The organism is Sandaracinaceae bacterium (assembly GCA_016706685.1).
GTDB lineage: Bacteria > Myxococcota_A > Polyangia > Polyangiales > Houyiibacteriaceae > JADJJE01.
The window spans coordinates 326,464-349,212 of record JADJJE010000004.1 but is presented as its reverse complement, the minus strand read 5'-3'; the positions used below and the strand labels follow the sequence as shown (position 1 = coordinate 349,212).

The 22,749-nt window shown below is 71.5% G+C and carries 17 protein-coding genes and 1 pseudogene; 4 read left to right on the top strand and 14 right to left on the bottom strand.

Annotated features, from left to right (window positions below; genetic code table 11):
• Positions 1-21: 21 nt before the first annotated feature.
• From IPI43_09300 to IPI43_09285, 4 genes are all read right to left on the bottom strand, one after another.
• On the bottom strand, positions 22-843 hold the full coding sequence (locus tag IPI43_09300; GenBank protein MBK7774324.1) for a TonB family protein: 822 nt from the start codon (positions 841-843) through the stop codon (positions 22-24).
• 9 nt (positions 844-852) lie between these two features.
• On the bottom strand, positions 853-1,332 hold the full coding sequence (locus tag IPI43_09295) for a biopolymer transporter ExbD (GenBank protein ID MBK7774323.1): 480 nt from the start codon (positions 1,330-1,332) through the stop codon (positions 853-855).
• Positions 1,332-2,009, bottom strand: coding sequence for a MotA/TolQ/ExbB proton channel family protein (locus tag IPI43_09290; GenBank protein ID MBK7774322.1), 678 nt, complete (start codon positions 2,007-2,009; stop codon positions 1,332-1,334). The genes IPI43_09295 and IPI43_09290 overlap by 1 nt, the downstream gene beginning before the upstream one ends.
• Positions 2,010-2,276: 267 nt before the next feature.
• Complete coding sequence (locus IPI43_09285; protein ID MBK7774321.1) at positions 2,277-2,615, bottom strand: P-II family nitrogen regulator; 339 nt, start codon at positions 2,613-2,615, stop codon at positions 2,277-2,279.
• Positions 2,616-2,737: 122 nt separating this feature from the next.
• Between IPI43_09285 and IPI43_09280 the strand changes: the two genes are divergently transcribed.
• Positions 2,738-4,402, top strand: a complete 1,665-nt coding sequence (locus tag IPI43_09280) for a hypothetical protein (GenBank protein MBK7774320.1) — start codon at positions 2,738-2,740, stop codon at positions 4,400-4,402.
• On the opposite strand, the gene IPI43_09275 is transcribed toward IPI43_09280, so the two are convergent.
• From IPI43_09275 to IPI43_09260, 4 genes are all read right to left on the bottom strand, one after another.
• On the bottom strand, positions 4,362-5,927 hold the full coding sequence (locus IPI43_09275; protein ID MBK7774319.1) for a matrixin family metalloprotease: 1,566 nt from the start codon (positions 5,925-5,927) through the stop codon (positions 4,362-4,364). The genes IPI43_09280 and IPI43_09275 overlap by 41 nt on opposite strands.
• A gap of 11 nt (positions 5,928-5,938) precedes the next feature.
• Positions 5,939-6,511, bottom strand: coding sequence for a hypothetical protein (locus tag IPI43_09270; GenBank protein ID MBK7774318.1), 573 nt, complete (start codon positions 6,509-6,511; stop codon positions 5,939-5,941).
• A gap of 82 nt (positions 6,512-6,593) precedes the next feature.
• Positions 6,594-7,976 carry a tetratricopeptide repeat protein gene (locus tag IPI43_09265; GenBank protein MBK7774317.1) on the bottom strand — a complete coding sequence of 461 codons (1,383 nt, stop codon included), beginning with the start codon at positions 7,974-7,976 and terminating at the stop codon, positions 6,594-6,596.
• A gap of 47 nt (positions 7,977-8,023) precedes the next feature.
• Complete coding sequence (locus IPI43_09260; protein MBK7774316.1) at positions 8,024-9,106, bottom strand: trypsin-like peptidase domain-containing protein; 1,083 nt, start codon at positions 9,104-9,106, stop codon at positions 8,024-8,026.
• A 199-nt stretch (positions 9,107-9,305) separates the two neighbouring features.
• On the opposite strand from IPI43_09260, the gene IPI43_09255 reads away from it, so the two are divergent.
• Positions 9,306-10,064, top strand: coding sequence for a serine/threonine-protein phosphatase (locus tag IPI43_09255; GenBank protein MBK7774315.1), 759 nt, complete (start codon positions 9,306-9,308; stop codon positions 10,062-10,064).
• Positions 10,065-10,071: 7 nt separating this feature from the next.
• On the opposite strand, the gene IPI43_09250 is transcribed toward IPI43_09255, so the two are convergent.
• The 4 genes and pseudogenes from IPI43_09250 to IPI43_09235 all read right to left on the bottom strand — a co-directional run bounded on the left by IPI43_09250 (position 10,072) and on the right by IPI43_09235 (position 18,356).
• Positions 10,072-11,517 carry an AI-2E family transporter gene (locus IPI43_09250; GenBank protein ID MBK7774314.1) on the bottom strand — a complete coding sequence of 482 codons (1,446 nt, stop codon included), beginning with the start codon at positions 11,515-11,517 and terminating at the stop codon, positions 10,072-10,074.
• A pseudogene (uvrA, locus tag IPI43_09245) lies at positions 11,514-16,987 on the bottom strand (excinuclease ABC subunit UvrA). The gene IPI43_09250 and the pseudogene uvrA overlap by 4 nt, the downstream one beginning before the upstream one ends.
• A 75-nt stretch (positions 16,988-17,062) precedes the next feature.
• Positions 17,063-17,503 (bottom strand): host attachment protein, encoded by a 441-nt coding sequence (locus tag IPI43_09240; GenBank protein MBK7774313.1) that lies wholly within the window; start codon positions 17,501-17,503, stop codon positions 17,063-17,065.
• A gap of 199 nt (positions 17,504-17,702) precedes the next feature.
• Positions 17,703-18,356 carry a hypothetical protein gene (locus tag IPI43_09235; GenBank protein ID MBK7774312.1) on the bottom strand — a complete coding sequence of 218 codons (654 nt, stop codon included), beginning with the start codon at positions 18,354-18,356 and terminating at the stop codon, positions 17,703-17,705.
• A 145-nt stretch (positions 18,357-18,501) separates the two neighbouring features.
• On the opposite strand from IPI43_09235, the gene IPI43_09230 reads away from it, so the two are divergent.
• Together IPI43_09230 and IPI43_09225 are read left to right on the top strand one after the other, a co-directional pair.
• A complete protein-coding gene (locus IPI43_09230; GenBank protein MBK7774311.1) occupies positions 18,502-19,533 on the top strand; it encodes a hypothetical protein in 1,032 nt (343 codons plus the stop codon).
• A gap of 91 nt (positions 19,534-19,624) precedes the next feature.
• On the top strand, positions 19,625-21,265 hold the full coding sequence (locus IPI43_09225) for a hypothetical protein (protein MBK7774310.1): 1,641 nt from the start codon (positions 19,625-19,627) through the stop codon (positions 21,263-21,265).
• 20 nt (positions 21,266-21,285) lie between these two features.
• Here the strand turns inward: IPI43_09225 and IPI43_09220 are convergent, their stop codons facing one another.
• Complete coding sequence (locus tag IPI43_09220) at positions 21,286-22,200, bottom strand: hypothetical protein (protein MBK7774309.1); 915 nt, start codon at positions 22,198-22,200, stop codon at positions 21,286-21,288.
• A 64-nt stretch (positions 22,201-22,264) separates the two neighbouring features.
• Entirely contained in the window at positions 22,265-22,711 is a 447-nt protein-coding gene (locus IPI43_09215) for a hypothetical protein (protein ID MBK7774308.1), read from the bottom strand.
• Positions 22,712-22,749: the final 38 nt, after the last annotated feature.

The window sequence follows — 22,749 nt, the reverse complement described above, 5'->3', positions numbered from 1 at the left end:
TTGTGACCTGCCCGCGCACGGCTACTGCTGGCGGAAGGTGCAGTCGAACGGGCGCGGAGGGCTGGCGACGGCCTCGCCCGCTTCATCGAGCGCGGAGGTCCAGCCGGGGGAGCGGCGGAGCGCTTCCATGCAGGCTTGGCCGAAGCCCTCTCCCGCGGGGCTCTCGGAGACCACGCGCTGCACGTCCAGCGCGCCGTCAGCGAGAATGCGAATCATGACGCGCGCGCGGCCTTCGACGCCGCGGGCACGCGCGCCCGTGGGGTAGAAACGCTGGAGGTGGCCACCCATGCCAGGGGGCTGAGAAGGCCGGCGGGTGTAGTTCACGGCGGCGGGAGCAGCGGGCGCCGTGCCGGTGCCGCCGACCGCGCCAGTGGAGCTGCCGGCCACGTCTCGGCCGGTGGTGCGGGCGACGGGGTTGCCAATGGGGCCGCGGGTGTCTTGGCCGCTGCCTACGGCGGTGGCCCAGCCGGCGCCGCTACCCGTGGTGGTGAGCACCTGCCCGCTGAAGTCGTGCACCTGCTCGGCCAGCGGCGCGGGCGGCTCCGGCGTCTCGGCGGGCGGCGGCGTGTTCGGGTCGCGCGGGGGCGGCGGGGTCTCGTCACGCGGGGTGGGCGGGACCTCTTCGTCGGGCGTAGGGGCCTCGGGCTCCGGCTCGGGCTGCACGGCGGGGGGCGGCAGCTCGTCGTCCTCCATCTCGAATTCGATGGTGCGGTGCTGGAGCACGGCCAGCATCTCGGACGGGGACGGCAGCAGCGCCAGGGCCACCGAGGCCGCGCCGTGCACCAGCAACGAGAACAAGATGGCGCCGAGAAGGACCCACTTGCCGCGCTGCTCGATGGTCATGGCCGCGCCCTACTCCGCCGCCGGCTGGTTGCTGGGGAGCTCGGAGGGCTGACGTGTGCTGAACGCGAAGCGGTTGACCTCGCCCTGACGCAAGACGTCGATGACGCCGATGACCGAGCCGTGCGGTGCCGCCGAGTCTGCCGAGAGAATGGCGCGAGCCTCTGGGTCGGCCGCGTGAGCCGCGCGGGCGCGCTCCAGCAACTGGGCCTGCGTGACCTGGGTCTGCGCCAGGGTCTGCTCGCCGTTCTGCGTGATGTTGAGGTGCAGCGTGCCGTCGGCCTCGAGGCTGATGCGCATCTCGGTGGGCACCGCCTCTTGCGACTCCCCCGTGGGCGCCTGCGGCAGATCCATGGCGATGGCGTCCTGCTGCACCAGCTGCTTTGCGGTGACCATCAGGATGATCAAGAGCACCAGCACGACGTCCACCAACGGGGTGACGTTGATGCCGGAGATGATGTCGTCGTCGCCCTGGTCGGCGCCGCCGGCCATCAGCTCTTCTCCTTACCGCTCGCCTTGTCGGCCTTGCTGGCGCTGGCAGGCGCCGGGTCGGCGCCCACGAAGCCCACCACGTCACGGCCCATGGCGTCGGCCCACACCAGGCGGCCACGGATGACGCGCTGGTAGTAGTTGTAGAAGACGACCGCTGGCAGAGCGACCAAGAGGCCGATGGCGGTGGCCACGAGCGCTTCGCCCACCTCGGCCATGACGGCGCCGGTGGCGTCCAGGTTGTCCTGGTCGAGCGCGGCGAACGCCCGAATGATGCCGATGACGGTGCCGAGCAGCCCCACGAAGGGCGCGTTGTTTCCGACGGTGCCCAAGAACGCGAGGTTGCGCTCCATGGCGGCCCGCGCGACGACCTTCTCGCCTTCGAGGCGCTGCTCTACCGCGAACGCGCCCTGGTCGGCGATGCCGAGCGCGGCGCCGACCACCTCGGCCTCGAAGCTCTTGCTCTGCTTCATGCGGGCCTGTGCGCCGGCCACGTCGCCCTTGCCCAGGAAGCGCTGCAGGTCTTCACGCAGCGCCCGCGCGTCATCGCGCCGTGAGAAGAAGACGTAGGCACGCTCTATGGCGATGGCCACGGCAACGATGGAGAGCGCCACGAGAAGCCACATCACCCAGCCGGCGCCGAGCATCGCAAAGGCTGTAAGTCGTTCCTGAATGTCCATGTCTTCCTTCAGCTTCTCGTGTTGCGTCGCCGAGCACCGGCCGCCAGTTACAAGTGCGGTGCAATATGGAGGGCGAGGTGGGGAGCGGCAAGGCGCTCGCGCACGCTGGCGAACGCCTTGCGTGTCACCAACCCACGGGTGCAGCGTATATTCGTTACTTCTTCACAACGCTTTCGGGCAGCGAGTCGGGAGCCCCCTCGAGGCGCCAGCGGGTTCACTCCACGAGGGAGTGTTGGCGGGCGCCTCAGGGCTCGACCTGTGCGGTGGTCAGACCGCGTCTTCGCCGCGCTCTCCGGTACGAATCCGGATCGCCTCCTCGATGGGCGAGACGAAGATCTTACCGTCGCCGATGCGACCGGTCTTCGCTGCCTTCTCGATGGCGTCGAGCACGGGCACGACGAGCGCGTCCGGCACGATGACCTCGACTTTGACCTTGGGCACGAAGTCGACCACATAGGCCGACCCTCGATAGACCTCACGCTTGCCGCCGGTGCGGCCGAAGCCTTTCACCTCGGTGACGGTCATGCCCTTGACGCCGACTTCTCCGAGGGCTTCTTTGACCTCGTCGAGTTTGAACGGCTTGATGATGGCTTCCACCTTCTTCACGGGAACCTCCTGGGGTAGTTCGATTGTGGTCTACCCGCCGATTGTTTCGCAATCATTTCGTGGCAGTAAAAATAGGCCCAAGGCGAGAGATTCTGCGACATTGAGCCTCCCGAGCCCCCCCTATGCCCAGCATCCTGAACACCGTCCGTGACCTCGAGCGCCTGCGTCAGATCGTGTCCGTCCTGGCGCGCCACGGCTTCGGCGAAGTGGTGCAGCGCACGGGGCTCGGGTCCCTCCTGCCCGGCACCGCCAAGAACGGCGACCACGCCACCAAGCTGGGCGAGCGCGTCCGGTTGGTGCTGCAGGACCTGGGGCCCAGCTTCATCAAGCTCGGGCAAATCATGTCCACCCGGCCGGACCTGATCCCCGAGGAGGTCGTCATGGAGCTCAAGAAGCTGCAGGACGACGTGCCCCCTGCCCCGTTCGAAGACATCCGCGCGCAGATTGAAGCCGAGCTGGGCCGTGACCTGGCCGAGGTCTACGAGACCTTCCACGAGAAGCCGCTGGCCACCGCCTCCATCGGCCAGGTGCACCGCGCCACCCTCGAGACCCCGAACGGCGTGGTGGACGTGGTGGTCAAGGTGCAGCGCAGCGGCTGCAAGGAGATCATCGAGCGCGACATCGACCTGCTCTACTGGCTGGCGCGCACCGTGGAGCGCAGCATCCCGGAGGCGCGGCTCTACCACCCGGTGCGGCTCGTGGAGGAGTTCGACCGCTCCATCATGTCGGAGCTCGACTACGTGGAGGAGGCCGACAACTGCGACGTGTTCCGGCGCAACTTCGAGGGCAACCGGGGCGTGGTGTTCCCGCTCGTGTACCGCGACTGCAGCAGCAAGCGCGTGCTCACGCTGTCGTACCTGGACGGGCACAAGATCTACGAGGCCATCCGCAACGGCATGAGCGGCGAGGTCATCGCGCGCCGCGCCATCCAGGTCATCGTGCAGCAGGTCTTCGAGGACGGCTTCTTCCACGCCGACCCGCACCCCGGGAACATCATCATGATGGGGGACGCCGAGAACCCCGTCTTCGGAATGGTGGACCTCGGGATGGTGGGGCGCCTCTCGCCGCAGATGCGCGACAAGACCATCGACCTGATGATCGCCGCCGTGCGCGAGGACTACCGCGGCATCGCCGATGCGCTGCTGGCCATCGGGCGCCCCACCAAGAAGATCGACCGCCAGGCCTACGAGGCGGAGGTCGCGTTCCTGGCGCAGAAGTACCTGGGCAAGAAGCTGGGCGACATCGAGTTCAGCGGTCTCATCCGTGATCTCGTGGGCGGCGCGCGCAAGTACAGCATCGAGATGCCGGCCGACTTCCTCATGTTGGGCAAGAGCCTCATGACGGTGGAGGGCGTGGGCAAGGAGATCTATCCGGAGCTGGACCTCTTGGAGGAGGCGCGTCCGTACTTCCTCACGCTCATCAAGCAGCGCTACGCGCCCGAGCGCATGACGCAGGACCTCATGCGCGGGGCCATGCGCCTGAGCGCCGCCGCCACCGACGTGCCCATCCAGGTGCAGGAGATCCTGGAAGACCTGCGCAACGGGGCCTTCCGCCTGAAGGTGTCCGACGACGACATACAGAGCACCGCCGACAAGCTGGGCCGGCGCCTCTTCAGCGGCATGGTGGTGGGCTCGTTGTTCGTATCGAGCGCGATCCTGATGGCCGCCCAGCAGTGGTGGCCCGGCGGCATCGCGGCGGGCATGGCGGTGGCCTACGGGGCCGCGCACGCCACGCTGGTGTTCGTGCTCAAGCGCGTGGAGCGCTGGCAGAAGGGCCCGGGCAACTGAAGCCCGAGCGGCGGCGAGCGCGCCGGCCGACCAGCGCCAGGAGCCCGAGCACCGCCAGCCCTGCGAGGCTCGGCCGCTCGTCAGCCACGCTCACGCTGCACGACCCGCCGCTCAGGCTGGGGCGCCCGATGGGGTCGGCCACGCACAGCGCCAGCTCGCCCATGGCCTCGCAGCGGAAGCCATCCGGACAGGCGTCGCGTCCGGCTGCCGGGTCGCACTCGGTGGCGCAAGCGCCCGTCTCGGCGCCCTCGTTGGTGATGCAGTAGCCGTCGGCGCAGTCTTCGTTGAAGCGGCAGCGCGCGCCCAGCTGGAGGGGCGGCTTGCAGGCGCCGCAGCCGGCGGCCTGCCCGGGCTCGCAGACGAAGCCGTTGGGGCAGCCCCCCTCGATGAGCGGGTCGCACGGGGTGGCGCACACCGCGTCGTCGCACATGGAGCTGGCGCAGTCGGAGTCTTCTTCGCAGGGGGCGCCGAGCGACGCGTCGCCGGGGCGGCCCGCGAGACACAGCCCGGTGCCGCACACGCCCACTGCATCGCCGTCGCACAGGAAGCCCGTGGGGCAGGCCACCGCGCGCGGGGCCAGGCCATCGCAGGCCTCGGTGCACACGCCGCCCGTGGTGAGCTGCGCGCAGAGGCCGCTCAGGCAGTCGAGGTCGTCCACACAAGGGGCGCCCAGCACGTCGCCCGTGGGCACGCCCACCACGCACGCGCCCGTGACCGCGTCGCAGCGCTCGTCGTCTTCGCAGTCCTCGTGGCGGATGCAGCCCGCCGTGCCGAGGGGCTCGCACACGCTCGCCTCGCAGGCCCAGCCGAGAGGGCAGCCCGTCACGGCGCAGTCCGCTGGGGCACCCGCACGCGGGTACAGGTCGCAGATGCCGTCGAAGTCGTCTTGCTCGAGGATGGGCCGGCCGCCGCGGTACAGGAACCACATCACGGAGCGCGCCTCCTGGGAGTGGCCCAAGCCGTAGAGGTGGCCGGACTCGTGCAGCAGCGCGCCGTAGGCGTTCACCAGCCCCGCGTCCCCCGCGCCCAGCACCCAGGTGAAGTTCTGCCCGTTGAGCAGGGTGTCGGCCTCGGTGATGCAACCGCTCATGACCTGCACGTCCGAGATGCCGATGGCGTTCGGGTCGAAGGGCCAGTCGGTCTCCACGAAGCCCACGTGCGAGGCCCCGTCGCCGAAGAAGGGGATGCCGCCGCTGAGGGACTCGGTGACCGAGACCTCGAGCGACGTGCAGCTGACGCGCGTCCAGTCGGTGAAGGCCTGGTCCACCGTGCTCCGCGTGGTGCCCGCCGCGATGGCCTCGAGGTCCGCGCTGAGCGAGGTGAGCGTCATGGGCACGGGGCCACACCACGCGGGGCAGCCGAAGCGCAGGCAGCGGAAGGCCCGCGCCGGAGCCGGGGCCACGAGCGCCTGGGCCAGCACGCCCAGCACCAGCACCAGCAGCCCGAGTGCGGATCGGTGGGGCGAGCGCGGGCCCGCGGTCAGGGTCGGGGACGTGGTCGTGGCTTCGGCGCGCGCTGCTCTCATGCTGTGCTCTTTCATGGCGCCTGGCGCGCGCGCCCGATGGCGGCGCGAAGCTCGTCGAAGCTCAGGCTCTCGTCCAGCGCCGGCAGCACCCTGCCCTGCGCGTCCAGCAGCGCCGCGTCGTCCAGCTGCCGCAGCAGGCGCGGCGCGCCGTTTGGCGGGCGCACCACCCTCAGCACGCCCATGCCCATGCCCAGCACGCGCAGCTCTCCGCCCGAGCGCGTGAGGAACAGCACCACCTCTTCGCCCTCGCGCAGCTCGGCCTCGCCATGCACCCGCCGCTCGCCACCTCGGTGGGCGCCCCCCAGCAGCTGCACCGCGAGCGCACCGCTGGCCTGCCCCAGCAGCGCCTCGCGCACGTCGACGCGGGCCTCGCGCGCGGGGCGCAGGCCGCCACCCGCGACGCGCTCCATGCGCGTGCCCACACGGCTCACGTGGCCCCAGACCACCAGCTCGGCGTCTTGGGCCAGCTGGTCCACGGTCTGATAGCGCAGCGTGGTGGCGTGCACTCGCGGCGGGATCAGGAGTGATGCCAGCAGCCCCAGGAGGGCGAAGGCCAGCCGAGTGCGCGTGAGCTGCGTGGTCATGCCGCCACGCTCACCATATCGGGCCGGACCAGCGAGGGGGTAGTCCTCCGTGTGGTCCCAGCGCGCCGGCCCGTGAGCGCGCTCACGTCAGCAGGCCCCGCTTGATGGCCTTCTTCTCCACCCCGCGCCACGCCTGGTGCTCTTGGCCCGCGCGCTTGGTCTCGCCCAGCAGCTCGTACAGGCGCGGAATGGCAACGGCGAAGCCCTTGCGCGCGATGGCCTTCTCGAACGCGGCGCGGAAGCCGCGCAGGTCGGCGCCCGCGGGCAGCACGATCTTGCCGTAGGCCAAGCGCCCGGGTTCGTGCGGGGCCTGGGCGCCGCTGACCGACACGGGGAGCATCTGCTCGCTGCTGGGGGTGGCCACCTCCACCTGCTCGCGGTGCACGAACATGCGCGCATAGGGTGGCAGCGCGGCCTCCACCTCGGCCAGCCGCCCGGGCTCCTCGCTGAGGGCCACGAAGCGCATGCGCTCTTCGTCGCCGCGCCGCAGGATCTCCAGCAGCGGGAAGCGCGGCACCGGGCCCTCGGGCGTCTTGAGCACCGAGACCGGCGCGCCGTCCCACAGCACCACGTCGCCGTAGTCGATGGGAGCCTCGCGGAACGTCGCGCTCTGCACCACGCCGTGGCAGGGCGAGAGCGGCGCCACCCAGACCAGCTCGAAGCTCACCGAGCTGTCGGGCACCGTGGCGTCGGGCCCCGTTCCGGGCCCCTTGGCCAGCACGCGCACCTGCATGGGGGGCAGCCCCGGCACCAGCGGCATGCCGCTGGGCTGCAGCTCCACCGGCATGCCCAGCGCCTTCCACACGCCACCGGCCAGGTCGCCGTCACCCAGCGCCGTGGCGCAGATGGCGATGTTCCACTGCACCGGCTTGGTCTCGCCCAGCCGCGAGCGCGCGCGCAGGGTGGCGTCGAGGCCCTCCTTGAAGCGGCCGCGCCACTTGTGCAGCACGCCCAGGTCGAACCACCAGTGACCGTTGTTCGGGTCGATGGCCAGCGCCTCGGCGAAGGCCGACTGGGCCTCGGCGTCGCGGTCGGGGCCCGCCATGCGCAGCGCGTTGGCGCGGTTGATGTGCAGGTAGCCCGCCGTCTCCACGCGGCGCTGCTCGCTCTCGGGGAGCGCACGCAGGCACGCGGCGGCCGCGTCGGCGGCCAGCTGCGCGGGGCCCTCGCGCCGCAGCGGGGGCGTGTCCATGGGAAAGCGCTCGGCCGAGCGGTTCAGCGCGTCGCACGCCGCGATGACCAGCGCGGGATCGTGCGGAAACGCGGCCAGCACGTCGCGCGCCTCAGCCAGCAGCGTGGGGCGCCCTGGCGACTGGCTCAGCAGGTCGAGCCACAGCCAGGCCAGCTCAGCGTCCTTCGGGAGCATGGCGCGGTGCGGCTCGAGCGCGGCCCAGGCGCCCGCCTTGTCGCCGGACTCGAGGTGAGAGAGAGCCGCTTGGCGCAGCGCGAGCACGTCGACAGTCATCGCGCGCGAGCTTACGCGAAACGCCCCCAGACGCCACGTCGCGGGGCTCAGGGGTTGGCGGGGCGTGGCTCCAGCTGCACCACCGTCTCGCCGCTGAGCTCGCCGTTGCCCACGGCCACCATCAGGCGCACCTGCTCGCCGGCGCGGCGGCCGTCCAGGACGCGCTGCAGCTCGGCCAGCGAATGCACACGCTGGCCCTCCACGGCGAGGATGATGTGGCCCGTCCAGGGCACGCCCATCTGGTGCACGAAGCGGGGCGCCGGGTCGCTGCGGCCCAGTAGGCCGGCTCGGGCAGCCGCGGCACCGGGGACCACGCGCTCGATCTGCACGCCGCCGCGCACGTCCACGGCGTAGATGCCGAGCCACACCGAAGGCGCCGGCCCGTCTTGGCCAGCCTGGGCAGGCGCCGCAGGCCGCGTGGCGCGTGGGCTCTCGGCCTGGCCGGGCTCGGCCGCGCTGGCCACCCGGGTGGACTCGCGCAGCTCATCCAGCAGGGCCTTCACGTAGTTCACGGGCACCGCGAAGCCGATGCCCTGGCTGCCCCCGCTGCGGGAGAGGATGGCCGTGTTCACGCCGATGACCTCACCGCGCGTGTTCACCAGCGGGCCGCCCGAGTTGCCGGGGTTGATGGTGGCGTCGGTCTGGATGACGCCCTCGATCTGGCCGCCCCCGCCGGTGGGGAGGTCGCGTCGAGCGCTGACGATGCCCTGGGTGAGGGTGCCGTCCAGGCCGAACGGGCTGCCGAAGGCGAGCACGGTCTGCCCCACACGCACGGACTCCACGTCGGCGAGCTCGAGCGGGGCCGGCATGGCGCTGCGGTCCAGGGGGGCGAGCACGGCCAGATCGTGGGCCGGGTCCACGGCGATGACGCGGGCCCCGACCAGCTGGCCGCTGCCCAGTCGCAGCCGGGCAGCGCCTCGGCCGCCCTGGACCACGTGGGCATTGGTCACCACCCACCCGTCGCGGGTGGCCACGAAGCCCGAGCCGCTGCTGCGGCCGATCTGCACCGAGACGGTGCTGGTGTTGAGGGCCTCGGCGATGGCCACGCGCCGGGCGTCCGTGAGGTCTTGAGCCCCCACACGGGCTGGTGCGAGGGGGGCGAGGGCCGCGGCGCCGAGCAGCGCCAGCATGGGGAGAGTGCGTCGAGAGCGAGAAAGAGTTGGCTGGGTCACGTTCCTGGTCTCCGTCCGTACGTGCCCACAACACCCGGTCCGCCAGGTTCATTCACGGGCGGGTGGCTTGGGGGGTTGGCGGCCTTGGTCAGAAGGGCTAGGGTGCGCGGGCGGGCACCGCAGGGGTGTCCAACATTGCTCCTCGAGCGGGGTGCGCGTGCGGGTAACTGGTGCTGGGCTGACGGACATCGGCCAACGAAGAAGCTTCAACGAAGATGCGTTCTTCCTCGACAACGAGCTAGGGCTCTACGTCGTCGCGGACGGCATGGGTGGGCACTCGTCAGGGGACGTGGCCAGCTCGGAGGCCGTGGACACGGTGCACGGCATGGTCCGCAACGAGCGCGAGAAGCTGCGCCGCGTGGCCGCAGGGGACACCTCGGAAGAGGCGCTCCGCGCTGCCATTCGGGTGCTCGAGAGCGCCGTCCAGGCCGCCACGTACATGGTCTTCGGCATCGCCCAGCACGACCCGGACTCTCAGGGCATGGGCACCACGCTGTCGGCCCTGGCCATCTGCGGTCGCTACGGCATCACCGCCCAGGTGGGCGACAGCCGCGTCTATCTGGTGCGCGGCGGCAAGGCCTCCCCCCTCACCGAGGACCACACGCTGGTCGCCTGGCAGCTCAAGCAGGGCATCATCACCGAGGCCGAGGCGCTGGTCTCGCCGCACCGCAACGTAATCACGCGCGCCGTGGGCAGCCGCGAGTACGTGCAGGTGGACACGCGCTTCTTCGACATCACGCCGGGCGATGCCTACATGCTGTGCAGCGACGGGCTTCATGGCCACGTGGAAGACCCGGAGATCCCGGGCATCGTCAAGCTGGGGCCCGACGCCGCGGTGCGCCGCTTCATCGACCTGGCCAACGAGCGCGGCGGCCGCGACAACATCACGGCCATCGTGGTGCAGTCGCACCCCTGACCGTTCATCACACAGGGCTAGACGTGGTCCCCGAGGAGCTGGTGCTGGACGAGTCGGCGCGGCGCGGCGCGGGCACACCCAGCACCTGCTCACGGTAGTGCAGGAAGAGGCTCTGCAAGATGCTGAGCACGGGCACGGCCAAGAGCGCACCGGCGATGCCGAAGAGGTGCTCGCCGCCCAGCAGGGCGAAGACCACCAACACGGGGTGCACGTGCGCCGCGTCGCCCATGATCTTGGGGTTGAGCAGGTTGGCTTCGATCTGATGGATGACCACGATCCAGAGCACCACCAGGGCCGCAGTGGCCACGCCGTGCTGCAGCCCCAGCACCACCGCCGGGACGCTGCTCAGGATGGCACCGAAGATGGGGATGACGCTGAACAGCGTGGCGATGAGCGTGAGGATGGGCCAGTACGGCAGGTCCAGCAGGTAGAACCCGATGCCGCTGAGCGCGCCGTTGATGAGGCAGATGAGCAGCTGGCCGCGCACCACGCCGGACAGGCCACGGTCGATGCGCGAGAGCAGGCTGTCGAACACGCGGCGGCGCTCGGGGCGCGCGAAGTTGCGGAAGAAGCCGATGACCTGGTCCTTGGTGACCAGCAGGTAGGCCGACAGCATGAGCATGATGAAGAACGTGAAGACGCCCTTCACCACCTTGCGGACGATGGCCTGCGCGGTCACCAGCAGCGTGGCCGCGGTGTCCTGGGTGTTGCGCGTGATGCCTCGCACGGCCTCCACGAAGGCAGCGGCCACGTCGCCGTCGCTCTTCTCGTGGTGTGCGGTGCGCACGATGTACCCGTCGCCCTCGGGGGTCACCACCAAGCCATCTGCCGGGAGGTGGATGTCGTAGCCGCCGCCACGCACTCGCCGCACGGTGATGGGCGCGTCGCTGGTGGCCACGGGGGCGTCTGCCGCGGGGTCCACCGCGGTGTCCGTGTCGGTGCCTGCCTCGGCGCCGGGGTCAGCGGGGACGGCGTTCGGGTCGCCGCTCGGCGTCGGAACGGGCGCAGGCGCTTCCACCCGTGGCAGCTGACCCATGGAGTCGCGCATCTGCCGCTCCATCTCCGGCAGCCAGGTGTCGCGCACCTGTGCGAGGGCATGCGGAGCCTCGCGCGCCAGCTTCTCGATCTCGGCAGCCAGGCGGGGCAGGCCCAGCACCGCGAAGGTCACCATGCTGCCCACCAGCAGGGCGTAGATGGTGACCACGGCCACCCAGCGCTTCATGCGCCGCTCGAGCACGTCCACCAGCGGAGCCAGCACGTAGGCCACGACCACCGCCAAGAAGAAGGGCAGCAGCACCTCACGGAACACCACGATGATGGCGAGGGCCAACGCACCCCACAGGCCGTAGAAGATCATGCGTTGCTGGAGGTCCCGCGACACCAGGGCGGCTGGGAGGCGTCCCCGCGTGCCGGCGTCAGAACTCTCCGCAGAGGGAGGCGGTGGCTCGATCACGAGGGCGAAGTAGCACGTTGCCGCGCGCGACGCGAGATCGGCGCGGGCTCCTGCGCCGTGTCGCCCTGAGCTGCGAGCGCCCGGCCCGTGTGCGAGCCACTCGCCGCGATGTCGGCCGGGGAGCCCACCGCCACGATGCGTCCGCCGCCTGCGCCGCCCTCGGGGCCGAGGTCCACCACCCAGTCGGCCGCGCCGATCAAGTCTGGGTGGTGCTCGATGACCACCACGCTGTCGCCGCGATCCACGAAGCGCTGCAGCACCTCGATCAAGCGCGATACGTCATCGCGGTGCAGGCCGGTGGTGGGCTCGTCCAGCACGTAGAGCGTGGGGCCGGCGCCAGCTGCCTTGCTGAGCTCGGACACCAGCTTGAGGCGCTGCGCCTCACCGCCGCTGAGGGTGTGGCTGGGCTGCCCGAGGCGCAGGTAGCCGAGCCCCAGGTCCGCCAGCAGCTCGAGCGGGCGGCGCACCTTGGGCACGCTCTCGAACACGCGGATCGCACTGGATACATCCAGATCCAACAGGGCCCCGGCGTCCAGGCCGCGCCAGCGCACGGCCAGCGTGCTCTCGTCGAAGCGCGCGCCGCGGCAGGTCTCGCAGGGCACGATGACGTCCGGCAGGAACGACATCTCCGCCACGGAGGACCCGTTGCCTTCGCATGTCTCGCAGCGCCCGCCGGCGGTGTTGAACGAGAAGCGCGTGGGCTCGTAGCCTCGGGTGCGCGCCTCTTGGGTGCCTGCCAGCAAGGCGCGGATGGGGTTCCAGATGTCGATGTAGGTGGCCGGCACCGAGCGCGGCGTTCGCCCGATGGGCGACTGGTCGATCTCCACCGCGCGCCGCAGCCCGGTCACGCCGTCGAGGCCCGCGTGCTCGCCCGGGGGTGTCTCTTGCACCAGCCCCAGGGCCTGACGCAGCGCTGGAAGCAACACCGCGCGCACCAGCGTGCTCTTGCCCGAGCCGCTGACGCCGGTGACCGCCGTGAGCCGCCCGTGGGGGACGCGCAGCGTGACGTCGCGCAGGTTGTGCATCTGCACAGAGCGCAAGGTGAGCCACTCGGGAGACTTCATGTCGCGCCCGCGTGGGCTGGGTGCGGCGCTGCGGAGGGCCTTGCCCGTGACCGAGGCCTCGCTAGCCAGCACCTCGGCGCTGGGACCCTGCGCCAGCACGTAGCCACCGCCAACGCCGCCCGTGGGGCCGATGTCCAGGATGTGATCGGCCGCGCGGATCACGTCGGCGTCGTGCTCCACCACCACCACGGAGCTGCCGGAGTCCACCAGCGCGCGCAGCGCCTCGATGAGCCGGCCGGTGTCGCGCGGGTGCAGCCCGATGGTGGGCTCGTCCAGCACGTACAGCACCCCCGTGAGCCCGCTGCCCAGCTGGGCCGCCAGGCGCACGCGCTGCAGCTCGCCGCCGCTCAGCGTGCTGGCCGCGCGCGAGAGGCCCAGGTAGCCGAGGCCCACGCGCGAGAGGAAGCCCAACCGCCGGCGCGCCTCGCTGAGCGGCACCTCGGCGATGGCGGCCGAGCGTGGGTCGAGCGCGTTGGTCTCGAGGGTGGTGAGCTCACCGAGGGCCGCGTCCACCGAGAGCGAGAGCAGCTCCTCGATGCGCCGGCCCTCGAAGCGCACCGCGCGCGGTAGCGGGCTCAAGCGTGATCCGCCGCATGTCTCGCACGGCGTGGTGACCATGCGCTTGGCCTTGCCGCGGCCCACCTCGCGCGTGATCTCGCCGGCGCCCTCGCAGGGCTCGCACTGGCCCTGGCGGGTGTTGAACGAGAAGAAGCGCGGGTCGAGCTCGGGGTAGCCCACACCACAGCGCTTGCAGGTGCGCGAGGACGAGAGGGAGAGCGTTTGAGCGCCCAGCTCCACGAGGGCGCTGCCCTCCCCCACCTCGAGCGTGCGGAGCAGCGCGTGCCGCAGGGCATCGGGTGCGGGCGTGGCGGTCTTCCCGCGCGGAATGAGTACGCTCCCGATCTCGAGCTCCACGTCGTGCTCGCGGTGCCGGGCCAGCGCCAGGCCTCCCACCAGCTCGGTGCGCTCGCCGTCCACGCGGGCGTGCGTGACGCCGCGCGCGCGGTGGCGCTCCAGCAGCTCACGGTGGTGGCCCTTGCGGCCGCGCACGATGGGGGCGAGGAACATCACGGCGTCGGGCTTCGGCTTCTGCTGCTCGAGCGCGCGCGTGATGGTGGCCAGCATGGCCTCGGGGGTGCTGGCCTCGATGGGCAGGTCGCAGTCCGGGCAGTAGAGCGTGCCGGCCCGCGCCCACAGCACGCGCAGGTGGTGGGCCACCTCGGTGAGCGTGCCCACCGTGGAGTTCACGCCGCCGCGCGTCTTGCGCTGCTCGAGCGACACGCAGGGCGGCACGTTGGTGACCAGATCCACCGCGGGGCGCGGCAGCTGCGGCATGTACTGCCGGGCGTAGGGCGCCAGCGTCTCGAGGTAGCGCCGCTGGCCTTCGGCGAAGAGCACGTCGAACGTGAGGCTGCTCTTGCCGCTGCCGCTCGGGCCGGTGACCACCACCAGCTGCTCGCGCGGGATGCTCACCGTCAGGTTCTTGAGGTTGTGCTCGCGCGCGCCGCGGATCTCGATGGGCGCGGCCAGGTCCTTCGGGGCTGCCAGGTCTTTGGCGGCAAGGCTCTTCTTGGCGGCAGCCTTCGTGGCACGTGTGGTTTTTGTGGGCGCGGCCGGGTTCAGCAGCGCCCGCAGGAACGCGGCGCTGGGACTGGACGTCGCAGCCACCTCGGCCGGTGTTCCCGCAGCCACCACACGGCCGCCCTCGGCGCCGGCCCCCGGACCCAGGTCGATGACGTGGTCCGCGCGCGCCGCGATGCGCATGTCGTGCTCCACCAGCACCACCGTCGCGCCCTTGCGGACCAGCTCGTCGAGGCACGCCATGAGCGGCGCCAAGTCGGCGGCGTGCAACCCCGCGCTGGGCTCGTCCATGAGCACCAGCGCGTCCGGGCGCGTGGTGGCCAGGGCCGCCGCCAGCTTCAGGCGCTGCGCCTCGCCACCGCTCAGCGTGGCCAGCGACTGCCCCAGCTGCAGGTAGCCGAGCCCCAGGCGGGCCAGCGGCTCGAGCCCCGTGCGCACCGCCTTGATGCTGCCGTACAGGGCGAGCGCGCGCGTGACCGTGAGCTCCAGCAAGTCCGCGACGTTGTGGTCGCCGAGGCGCACGTCCAGCACGGGGCCGACGAAGCGCCGCCCCTGGCAGGTGGCGCACGAGAAGGTCACGTCGGAGAGGAACTGCATCTCCACCGTCTCGGCGCCCTCCCCGCGGCACGTCTCGCAGCGGCCGCCGGCCACGTTGAACGAGAAGAAGCCCGCCTGGTACCCGCGCTCTTTCGCGAGCGGGGTGTTGCTCAGCGCTTTGCGGAAGGCGTCCCACACGCCGAGGTACGTGGCCGGGTTGCCGCGCGCGGTGCGCCCGAGCGGCCCTTGGTCCACCGCGATGACGTGGTCGATGCCGCGCGGCAGGCTCAGGCGCTCGTGGGGCAGCGGCTCTTCCTCCGGGGTGGCCCCGCGCGCGCTCTCCAGCAGCGGAAGCAGCGTGCCGAACACGAGGCTGCTCTTGCCGCTGCCGCTAGGGCCCGTCACGCACGTGAGCCGGCCCATGGGCAGGCGCAGCAGGTCGCCCCGGAGGTTGTGGCCCGTGGCGCCGTGCAGCTCGATGAAGGTGCTTGCCGCCGGCAGGGGCGCGCGCGCGGGCAGCACCTCGCCGCGCAGTGCTCGCCCGGTGAGCGTGGCGCTGCCTGCGAGCTGCTCGGGGGTGCCGTCGAACACCACGTTGCCGCCGTCGTCGCCCGCGCCGGGCCCCAGCTCGATGACCCGGTCGGCCGCCAGCAGCGCGGCCTCGTCGTGCTCCACCATGAGCGCGATGTTGTCGCCGCTGGCCAGGCGTCGTACGGCGGGCATGAGGCGCTGCACGTCGCTCGGGTGCAGCCCCACCGTGGGCTCGTCCAGCACGAAGAGCGCGCCGTTGAGCGAGGCCGAGAGGGCGGTGGCCATGGACACGCGTTGCGCCTCCCCGAAGGACAGCGTGCGCGCCTGGCGGTCGAGCGTGAGGTAGCTGAGCCCCACCTCTTCCAGCGTCTCCAGGCGCCGCAGCGTCTCGCCGTGCAGCGTGCGCGCCGCGCGGTCCGGGGCAAAGCGCGCCGCCTCGCTGGCCAGCAGCTGCCGCGTGCTGGCGATGGAGCGCGCGTACAGCTCGGGCAGGCTCACGCCCCCAGGCGCCACCACGAGGCCTCGGGGCGCAGGCGCGTTCCGTCGCAGGCCACGCACAGGTCGTAGCTGCGGTAGCGCGCCAGGAACACGCGCACGTGCATCTTGTAGGCGCGGCTCTCCTTGTAGCGGAACCAGCCGGCGAGGCCGTACCACGCGCCCTTGCGCGGGGGCGTCTCCCCCTCGATGAGCCAGGTGCGCTGCGCCGGCGTCAGGTCCCGCAGCGGCACGTCCATGGGCACGCCGGCGCGCTTGGCGAACTTCTGGAGGTCCTTTCGCTCCCACTCCGCGGACGGCCCCGCGTAGGCGCGAATGGCGCCCCCTGCGAGCGTGAGCGACTCGTCCGGCAGCACCTTCTTCCAGTCCACGCCCTGCGTGCGCCCGAAGCCACGACAGGTGGGGCACGCGCCGATGGGGCTGTTGAACGAGAAGAGCCCCGGCGTGGGCGCGCCGAAGCGGCGGTCGCAGCGCGCGCAGTGCAGGCCGCGCGAGAACGAGATGCCCGGCGCGGGCTTCTTGGCCGCAGCGTCGTCATCGCGCGGCACGGGCACCACCTCGGCGCGACCACCGCCACGCAGCAGGGCGACCTCGAGGGCCTCCACCAAGCGCCCGCGCGACTCGGCGTCGGCCACCACGCGGTCGGCCACCACGCGCACCCGGCCCGTGCCCCCTGCCAGCACCTCGCTGGGGGTCAGCGCGTCCACGTCCTGCACCCGCCCATCCACGAAGAGCCGCCGATAGCCCGCGGCCAGCAGCGTCTCGCGCACGCCCAGGTAGCTCTCCACGTCCTCCACTTCGACGGGATACGTGACCACCACGCGCTGCTGCGGCGCTTCCGCGAGCACGCGCGTGGCGGCGGCGGAGGCGTCATCACGCGCCACCTCGTCGCCGCAGCCCGGGCAGTAGAGCGTGGCCGCATACGCGTAGAGCGACTTCACGTAGTCGTTCACCTCGGACATGGTGCCCACGGTGCTGCGGCTGGTGCGTATGGGCGCGCTGCGGTCCACCGCGATGCTCACCGGCACGGGGTCCAGGCTCTCCACCGCAGGGCGCGCCGAGCGCTCGAGGAACTGCCGCGCGTAGGCGCTGAAGCTCTCCACGTAGCGGCGCTGCCCCTCGGCGTGCAGCGTCTCGAAGGCCAGCGACGACTTCCCAGCACCGGACGGCCCCGCCACCACGACCAGCGTGCCGGGGTGCAGGTCGAGGTCCACGCCGTTCAGGTTGTGGGTGCGGGCGCCGCGGAGTCGGGTGATGCGCATGGGGTGGTGGCTCTAGCAGGCCCACGACGCGCGTTCATGCGGACGCGTGGCTTCCCCGACACGCGTTCGGCGGGCTCAGACGCTGATGAATTCGCCGAGCGCCTTCACCAGGTGGTCCTGGTCGCGTGGGTAGTAGTCCTTGTCGAGGCTACCGATGACCAGCGCGGTGGTGGGGGCGTCGAGCGCCTCGCGCAGCTGCCCCAGCATGCGAGGCTCGGCCACCAGCACCAGCTTGCTGTAGCGCCGCTCGACGCGCGCAGCCTCCAGCGTCTTGGCCAGCGACCGAACGAAGTCGGCGACCACGCGCTCGTGCGGCGACTCTTCGCTCTGCATGCTGTGCTGACCGTGGGAGTTGCGGTCCACCGAGCCGCCGGGACGGTCGGCGCTCAGCTCCCCGTCGCGAGCGCGGCCCTCCTCGTGGAGGATGGTGTTCACCAGCTGCAGCCCCGCGCCGGGGGCCTCGTGTTCGAAGATGCGCGCGCCGGAGCGCTGTGCGACAAGAATCCAGGTCGTCAAGGTGTGGCCTCCCAGTGGGTGAGCTTCGGGCTCGTGGGTGCAAGACCCGGACCTGCGGGTGCAGCCTCGACATGTTGGGCGGACCCGACCAGTCGGGCTGGCGCGCTGCAGGGCCGGCGCGCACGGCGCGCGCATGCGGAGCTAGACCGCGCAGCGCTTGCGCACACGCGGACCGTGTTGGCGTCCCAGGGCCGAGCTCTCAGCGACCGCGCCCTCGGTCGTCGTCGGACCGTCCGCGGTCACGGTCGTCGTGGTCGTCGGACCGTCCACGACCTCGGTCGTCGTGGTCGCGCCCGCGTGCGTCACTGCCGGGCTGGTGGGTGGGACCGCCCTGGCCACGGCCGTCGTCGTGCGGCTCGGCGCGCGGCGGCGGTGTTCGACCGCGCCCATCGTCCCGCCGTGGCGGGGGCGCTGCCTGGCCGCGACCTCGGCCGTTTTCGTGCGCTCGTTGCGGGGCCGGCTGCACCACATAGGTGCGCCGCACGTGGGCGCGGGGCACGGGCCGCGACTGTGCTTCCACACGGTAGTGCACGTACGTCTGGGGGCGCTGCACCTGGCGGAGGGGCGCGGGGACCGACACGACGTTGACCACCACCCAGCCGTCATCGGCGTAGCGCGACGTGTACCAGGCCCCGCCGTTCCACCACCAGTAGGCGTTGTCGCTGTAGAAGATGGCCTCCGGGTAGTCGTAGACCACCCACACGCCGGGGGACACGGCCACCAAGCGCGTGGGCGCCACGGGGTGGCTGTAGCTGACGGTGGCCATGCAGCCGAGCTGGGCCAGCGCCATGGTCACGGTGAAGACGAGGATGGAGACGCGAGGGGATCGCGTCGCTGGAACGTGGAGGCTCATGCGGCCGCTCAGTGCATCCGGTGTGCCGCAGGGAAGTTCGGTGAAAGCACGCCGGAATGTTCCGCGGGCGAGGCCCATCGGTGGCCCCTCTCCATCGGAATGATCGCGCGCTCCATCAGTCTCGATGGGCTGCTAGGCTAGGCCGGTGACGCGGCTAGTGATGGTGTCGTTCGTCGTGGGCATCCTCGGAGTGAGCCCATGCACAGCCAGCGCGCAGACGACCGCGCGCGACGCCCAGCTGGCCCGCGTGCTCGCGCGCGGTAACGACCAACTGGCGCGCCAGCAGCGCCGCCCCGCCGAGCGCTCCTTCGCGCGGGCCCTGCAGCTCGACCCCGAGTCCGTTTTGGGCATCTCGGGTCTCTCACGCGCGCTGCTGCCCCCCATCGAGGCTCAAGCGGCCGAGGCCACCGGGCAGCAGGTGCGCGGGGCGGAGCGAATCCTGCTGGCCCTCGAGGCGTTTCCCGAGGTGCCGCGGCGCGAAGAACTCCAGCGGGTGGAGGCCACCGCGCTGGTGGCGCTGGGCCGGCAGCGCGAGGCGCTCACCCTCTTGGCGCGCGCCCCCCGCATGGCCACCGCGGAGCTGCTCCCGGTGCTGGACGCGCTGGCGCTCCTGGCGGCCGAGCGCAGCGACCTCGCATGCGCCGAAGACGCGCTGCGCCTGGCCCTCGAGCTGGACCCCAGCGCAGCGCGCGCGATGCGCCTGGCCGACGTCCACCTGGCGCGCGGAGATGCACCCCGGGCGGTTCCGCTGCTGTTCGCGGCGCTGCGCTTCGAGGGGCAGTCGGTACCACTGCACCTGGCGCTTTCGCGCGCGCAGCTGACGGCGGGGGATGCACGCGGAGCGGATGCCACGCTGGGCCGCGTGATCGCCCGCTGTCCCCGCCAGTGTGGGCTGCTGCGCGCGCGCGTGGCGCTCGAGTCCGGTCAGCTGACGCGGGCCGCCGAGCTGGCGCGTGGGCTGCTGACGCTTCTACCCGACGCGGCCGAGGCCGCTGCTGCGGGTGCTGTGGGGGTGCCGGATCATCGCGCCGAAGCCGGCTACGTGCTGGGTCTGGCGCTGGCCCGGGACGGCCGGCGTGACGACGCCCGCGAAGCTCTGGAGGATGCGCTGCAGCGTGACCCGGAGCATCGCGGCGCCCGGCAGGCGCTGCGCGCCATCGCGCCCGCGCCGCACTAGCGGTCGCCGACGCAGGAACCGAGCGCCCTTCTGCGGACGAGCCCGTTTGTGTCATGGTTCATGGACCGTGACACTGGGGAGCGACATCACCATGCAAGCGACCGCCGCACGTTGGCTGGCACTCTCGTTCGGTGCGTCCATGCTGCTCGCGGGCTGCAGCGGTGACGCTAGCTCTCCCATCATCGACGGCGGCGGCGCGCCGGGCTCGTGCGAGGTGGACAACGGCGGCTGCTCGACCACACCCATGGTCGCGTGTGGCACGAGCGACCGGGGGGTGGTGTGTGGAGCCTGCCCATCGGACTACCGAGGCGACGGTCGCGTCTGCACCTCCCTCATTCGGGTCGACGAGTGCGCGCGCGGCAGCGACAACTGCGCGGCCACCGCGATGTGCGTGAACACCCCCGGTGCGTACACCTGCTCATGCCATCGGGGCTTTGCGGGAAACGGCGTGACATGTGCCCATGTGGGCTGCGAAGCCGCCGCCGACTGCGATGACGACGTGGCCTGTACCGTCGACAGCTGTAGCGCCTCCGGCAGCTGCCTCCATGCGCCCACTTCGGCGCTCTGTGGAGCGGAGACAAGCTGTAACCCCGTCTCGGGCTGCGTCGCGGGTGCCGCCTGCAGCTCCCCGGCCGACTGCGCCGACAGCGACCCCTGCACCCTCGAGACCTGCAACGCGTCCACGGGCACTTGCGAGTTCCAGGTCGCGGACAGCGACCAAGACGGGGAAGTGCCCTGGGTGTGTGGTGGCACGGACTGCAACGACGCCGACGACGACGTCGGCTCGAGCCGCCTCGAGACCTGCGGCAACCGGGTGGACGACGACTGCGACGGCGTCGTGGACAACGACGCGACGCTTCTCTCCGACCCGTTGACGCTCCTGAGCTCGGAGTCTCACTGCGGAGCGTGCGGGCGAGCCTGCGCGCAGGGGGAGACCTGCAACCAGGGCGCGTGCCTCGGGTGTCCGAGCACACCGGGCGCACCGTGCTGCGGGGCGGCGTGCGTCTCGACCGACACGTGCAGCGCCACTGGCGCTCCGTCTCTGTATCGCATCGACATGCTCCGTGTCCCCTCCGCCGCGGAGGCCGAGGCGGGCGCCATCGTGGGCCATGACCTGGACGACGCTTGGAACGCGTGTGGCGCCCCCGACTACGCGGGGAGCGTGGACAACTCGCTGATCGATCTGGTCGGCCTTCTGGCGTGGCTCAACCGCGCCGACCCCTACAGCTTTCAGGACGAGATCTCCGCGTCTCTGGACTGCGTGGCGTCCGGCCCAACCTGCGCGCGTCTGGACCTCTTCGTTCTCGTCCAGACGGGGACCGGCTGTCTCCGCATCGAGATCCAGGATGCAGCAGGCAACACGCTCGCCGGGCCGTTTGCGGGCACTCCCTCGGCCGGGGGAGACTTCATCGGCCGCGCGTCGAGCTTCACCCTCGCCATCCCGCAGCGGACCGCCGCTGGCACCGTCATGCTGAACTTCCGCATCTACGACGTGACGGTGTCGGGGACGCTCAGCCAGGAGTCGCTGACCAACCTGATCGTCGGCGGGGCCATGGACCCCACGGACTTGGGGAACATGCTGGTCGCGCTCATTCCCATCATCGGCGGTGGGGTGAACTATCAAGACCATCTCTCGGCCGTCCCCGACGTCCTCAGCGACCTATTCGTGGGTTCTTTCTGCTCCAGGATGTCGGTCGGCTTGCTCGGCAGCGGGAGCCTGGTTCCGGACTGACCCGCGCTCCACGAGGGAGACTACAGCGTCCCGGTCAGCGAGAAGCTCATGCCGCCCCGCAGCGGCGTGATCCCCAGTGATACCGTGGTGCGTGGCGCGCTGAGCCGCTCGTTGAGCTCCGTGTAGGCGGCCCAGTACTTCTCCGCGGTGGAGCGCGTGACCAGGTTGATGAGCCCGGTCACCACCGAGATGCCGCTGCCGAGCAGCACGAAGTAGTCGAACGGGTCGCGCACCGAGAAGTCGTTGGGGCCCAGAAAGATGGGGATGATGGCCAGGCCCACGGCCACGTCGATGGACGCGGTGATCAGACGCGCAGCACGGGAGCGGCGAGCGATGCGCTCGAGGGCCTCCTCGCCGAAGAGCAAGCGGGCCTGCGCCTCTTGTTCGTTGCCCATGGGCATGTGCGTGAACGCGATGGACGGGCCGCTGGCGTTGGGACGAATGGCCAGCTCGGTGATGCCGGTCAGAACGTTGGCGGCGCCGTAGAGCACCAGGTAGTTGCGCAGGAAGTCATCTTCCGTGGCCAGGAAGGCCAGCGCGATGGACAGGCCGCCCGTGGCCATGGTGATGACGCCGCCCGCCACGGGGTTGCCGGCGCGCGCCAGCTGCTGGAGATCCGAGTCCAGCACGCGCAGGCGCGTGGCCGTGTCGGCGTCCACTTGGAAGCCGGTGGGCTGCGGCTGCAGGGGTGCGTAGCCCGGCGCGGCGGGCATGCCATAGCCCGAGCCGGGCGGCGGGGGTGGGGGCGGCACGTCACCCAGCGGCGATGATGGCGTGCTCCCGGGAACGCCGGCAGGCCCGGGCAAGATCCCGCTGGGCGCGCTCGGAGGGGCCAGCGATCCGGCGCCCTCACGCCCTTGCGCGCTCACGAACGTTGGGGCCAGGCTCCCGAAGAGCAGCGCCCCACAAGCAATCCACACGAGCCGTCGAAGCATATCCCGGCAGTATGCCCCGTCGTTTCCAGGACCCCAACCCGTACAGCGGAGCCGGCCGCAGATGTCAGCGCTCGGTCTCTTCCGGAGCCGCGGCGTCCTCGGACGGGGCCGCCTCTTCCTCGGTCGCGCCGGTCGCGCCGGTCGCAGCGGCTGGCGGCGTGGCCACGGGCGGCGTGGGCTCCGGCCGCGGCGGGGCACCGTAGTCACCGCGCAGCTTCCGCTCGAGGCGATCCGTGATCATGCGCTCCACGTACTCGGGCTGGCCCTGGACCACCACCACCACGCGCACGCGCTCGCGCCCCAGCGTGTCGGCCGTACGCAGCACCTCGATGGAGCCGTTGAACGTCTGCGTGCCCTCAAGGTACTCGAACATCACGAAGCCCAGCTCCTGGTCGCGCTCGGTCACGTTGAAGCCGTAGTCCACGCGCACCAGCCGCACCGCGGCCGTCCAGACCTGATCGTAGCGGTAGCCCATGTCCAGCGTGCGGCGCGCGGCGGCGGCTCGGTGCAAGCAAAAGGCACAGCGACAGAACGGACAGTTGGACGACG

Excerpts from the sequence above, each read along its gene's own strand:
- IPI43_09300 (MBK7774324.1), bottom strand. The coding sequence starts at position 843 with ATGACCATCGAGCAGCGCGGCAAGTGGGTCCTTCTCGGCGCCATCTTG.
- IPI43_09295 (MBK7774323.1), bottom strand. The coding sequence starts at position 1,332 with ATGGCCGGCGGCGCCGACCAGGGCGACGACGACATCATCTCCGGCATC.
- IPI43_09290 (MBK7774322.1), bottom strand. The coding sequence starts at position 2,009 with ATGGACATTCAGGAACGACTTACAGCCTTTGCGATGCTCGGCGCCGGC.
- IPI43_09280 (MBK7774320.1), top strand. The coding sequence starts at position 2,738 with ATGCCCAGCATCCTGAACACCGTCCGTGACCTCGAGCGCCTGCGTCAG.
- IPI43_09275 (MBK7774319.1), bottom strand. The coding sequence starts at position 5,927 with ATGAGAGCAGCGCGCGCCGAAGCCACGACCACGTCCCCGACCCTGACC.
- IPI43_09270 (MBK7774318.1), bottom strand. The coding sequence starts at position 6,511 with ATGACCACGCAGCTCACGCGCACTCGGCTGGCCTTCGCCCTCCTGGGG.
- IPI43_09265 (MBK7774317.1), bottom strand. The coding sequence starts at position 7,976 with ATGACTGTCGACGTGCTCGCGCTGCGCCAAGCGGCTCTCTCTCACCTC.
- IPI43_09260 (MBK7774316.1), bottom strand. The coding sequence starts at position 9,106 with ATGCTGGCGCTGCTCGGCGCCGCGGCCCTCGCCCCCCTCGCACCAGCC.
- IPI43_09235 (MBK7774312.1), bottom strand. The coding sequence starts at position 18,356 with ATGAGCCTCCACGTTCCAGCGACGCGATCCCCTCGCGTCTCCATCCTC.
- IPI43_09225 (MBK7774310.1), top strand. The coding sequence starts at position 19,625 with ATGCAAGCGACCGCCGCACGTTGGCTGGCACTCTCGTTCGGTGCGTCC.
- IPI43_09220 (MBK7774309.1), bottom strand. The coding sequence starts at position 22,200 with ATGCTTCGACGGCTCGTGTGGATTGCTTGTGGGGCGCTGCTCTTCGGG.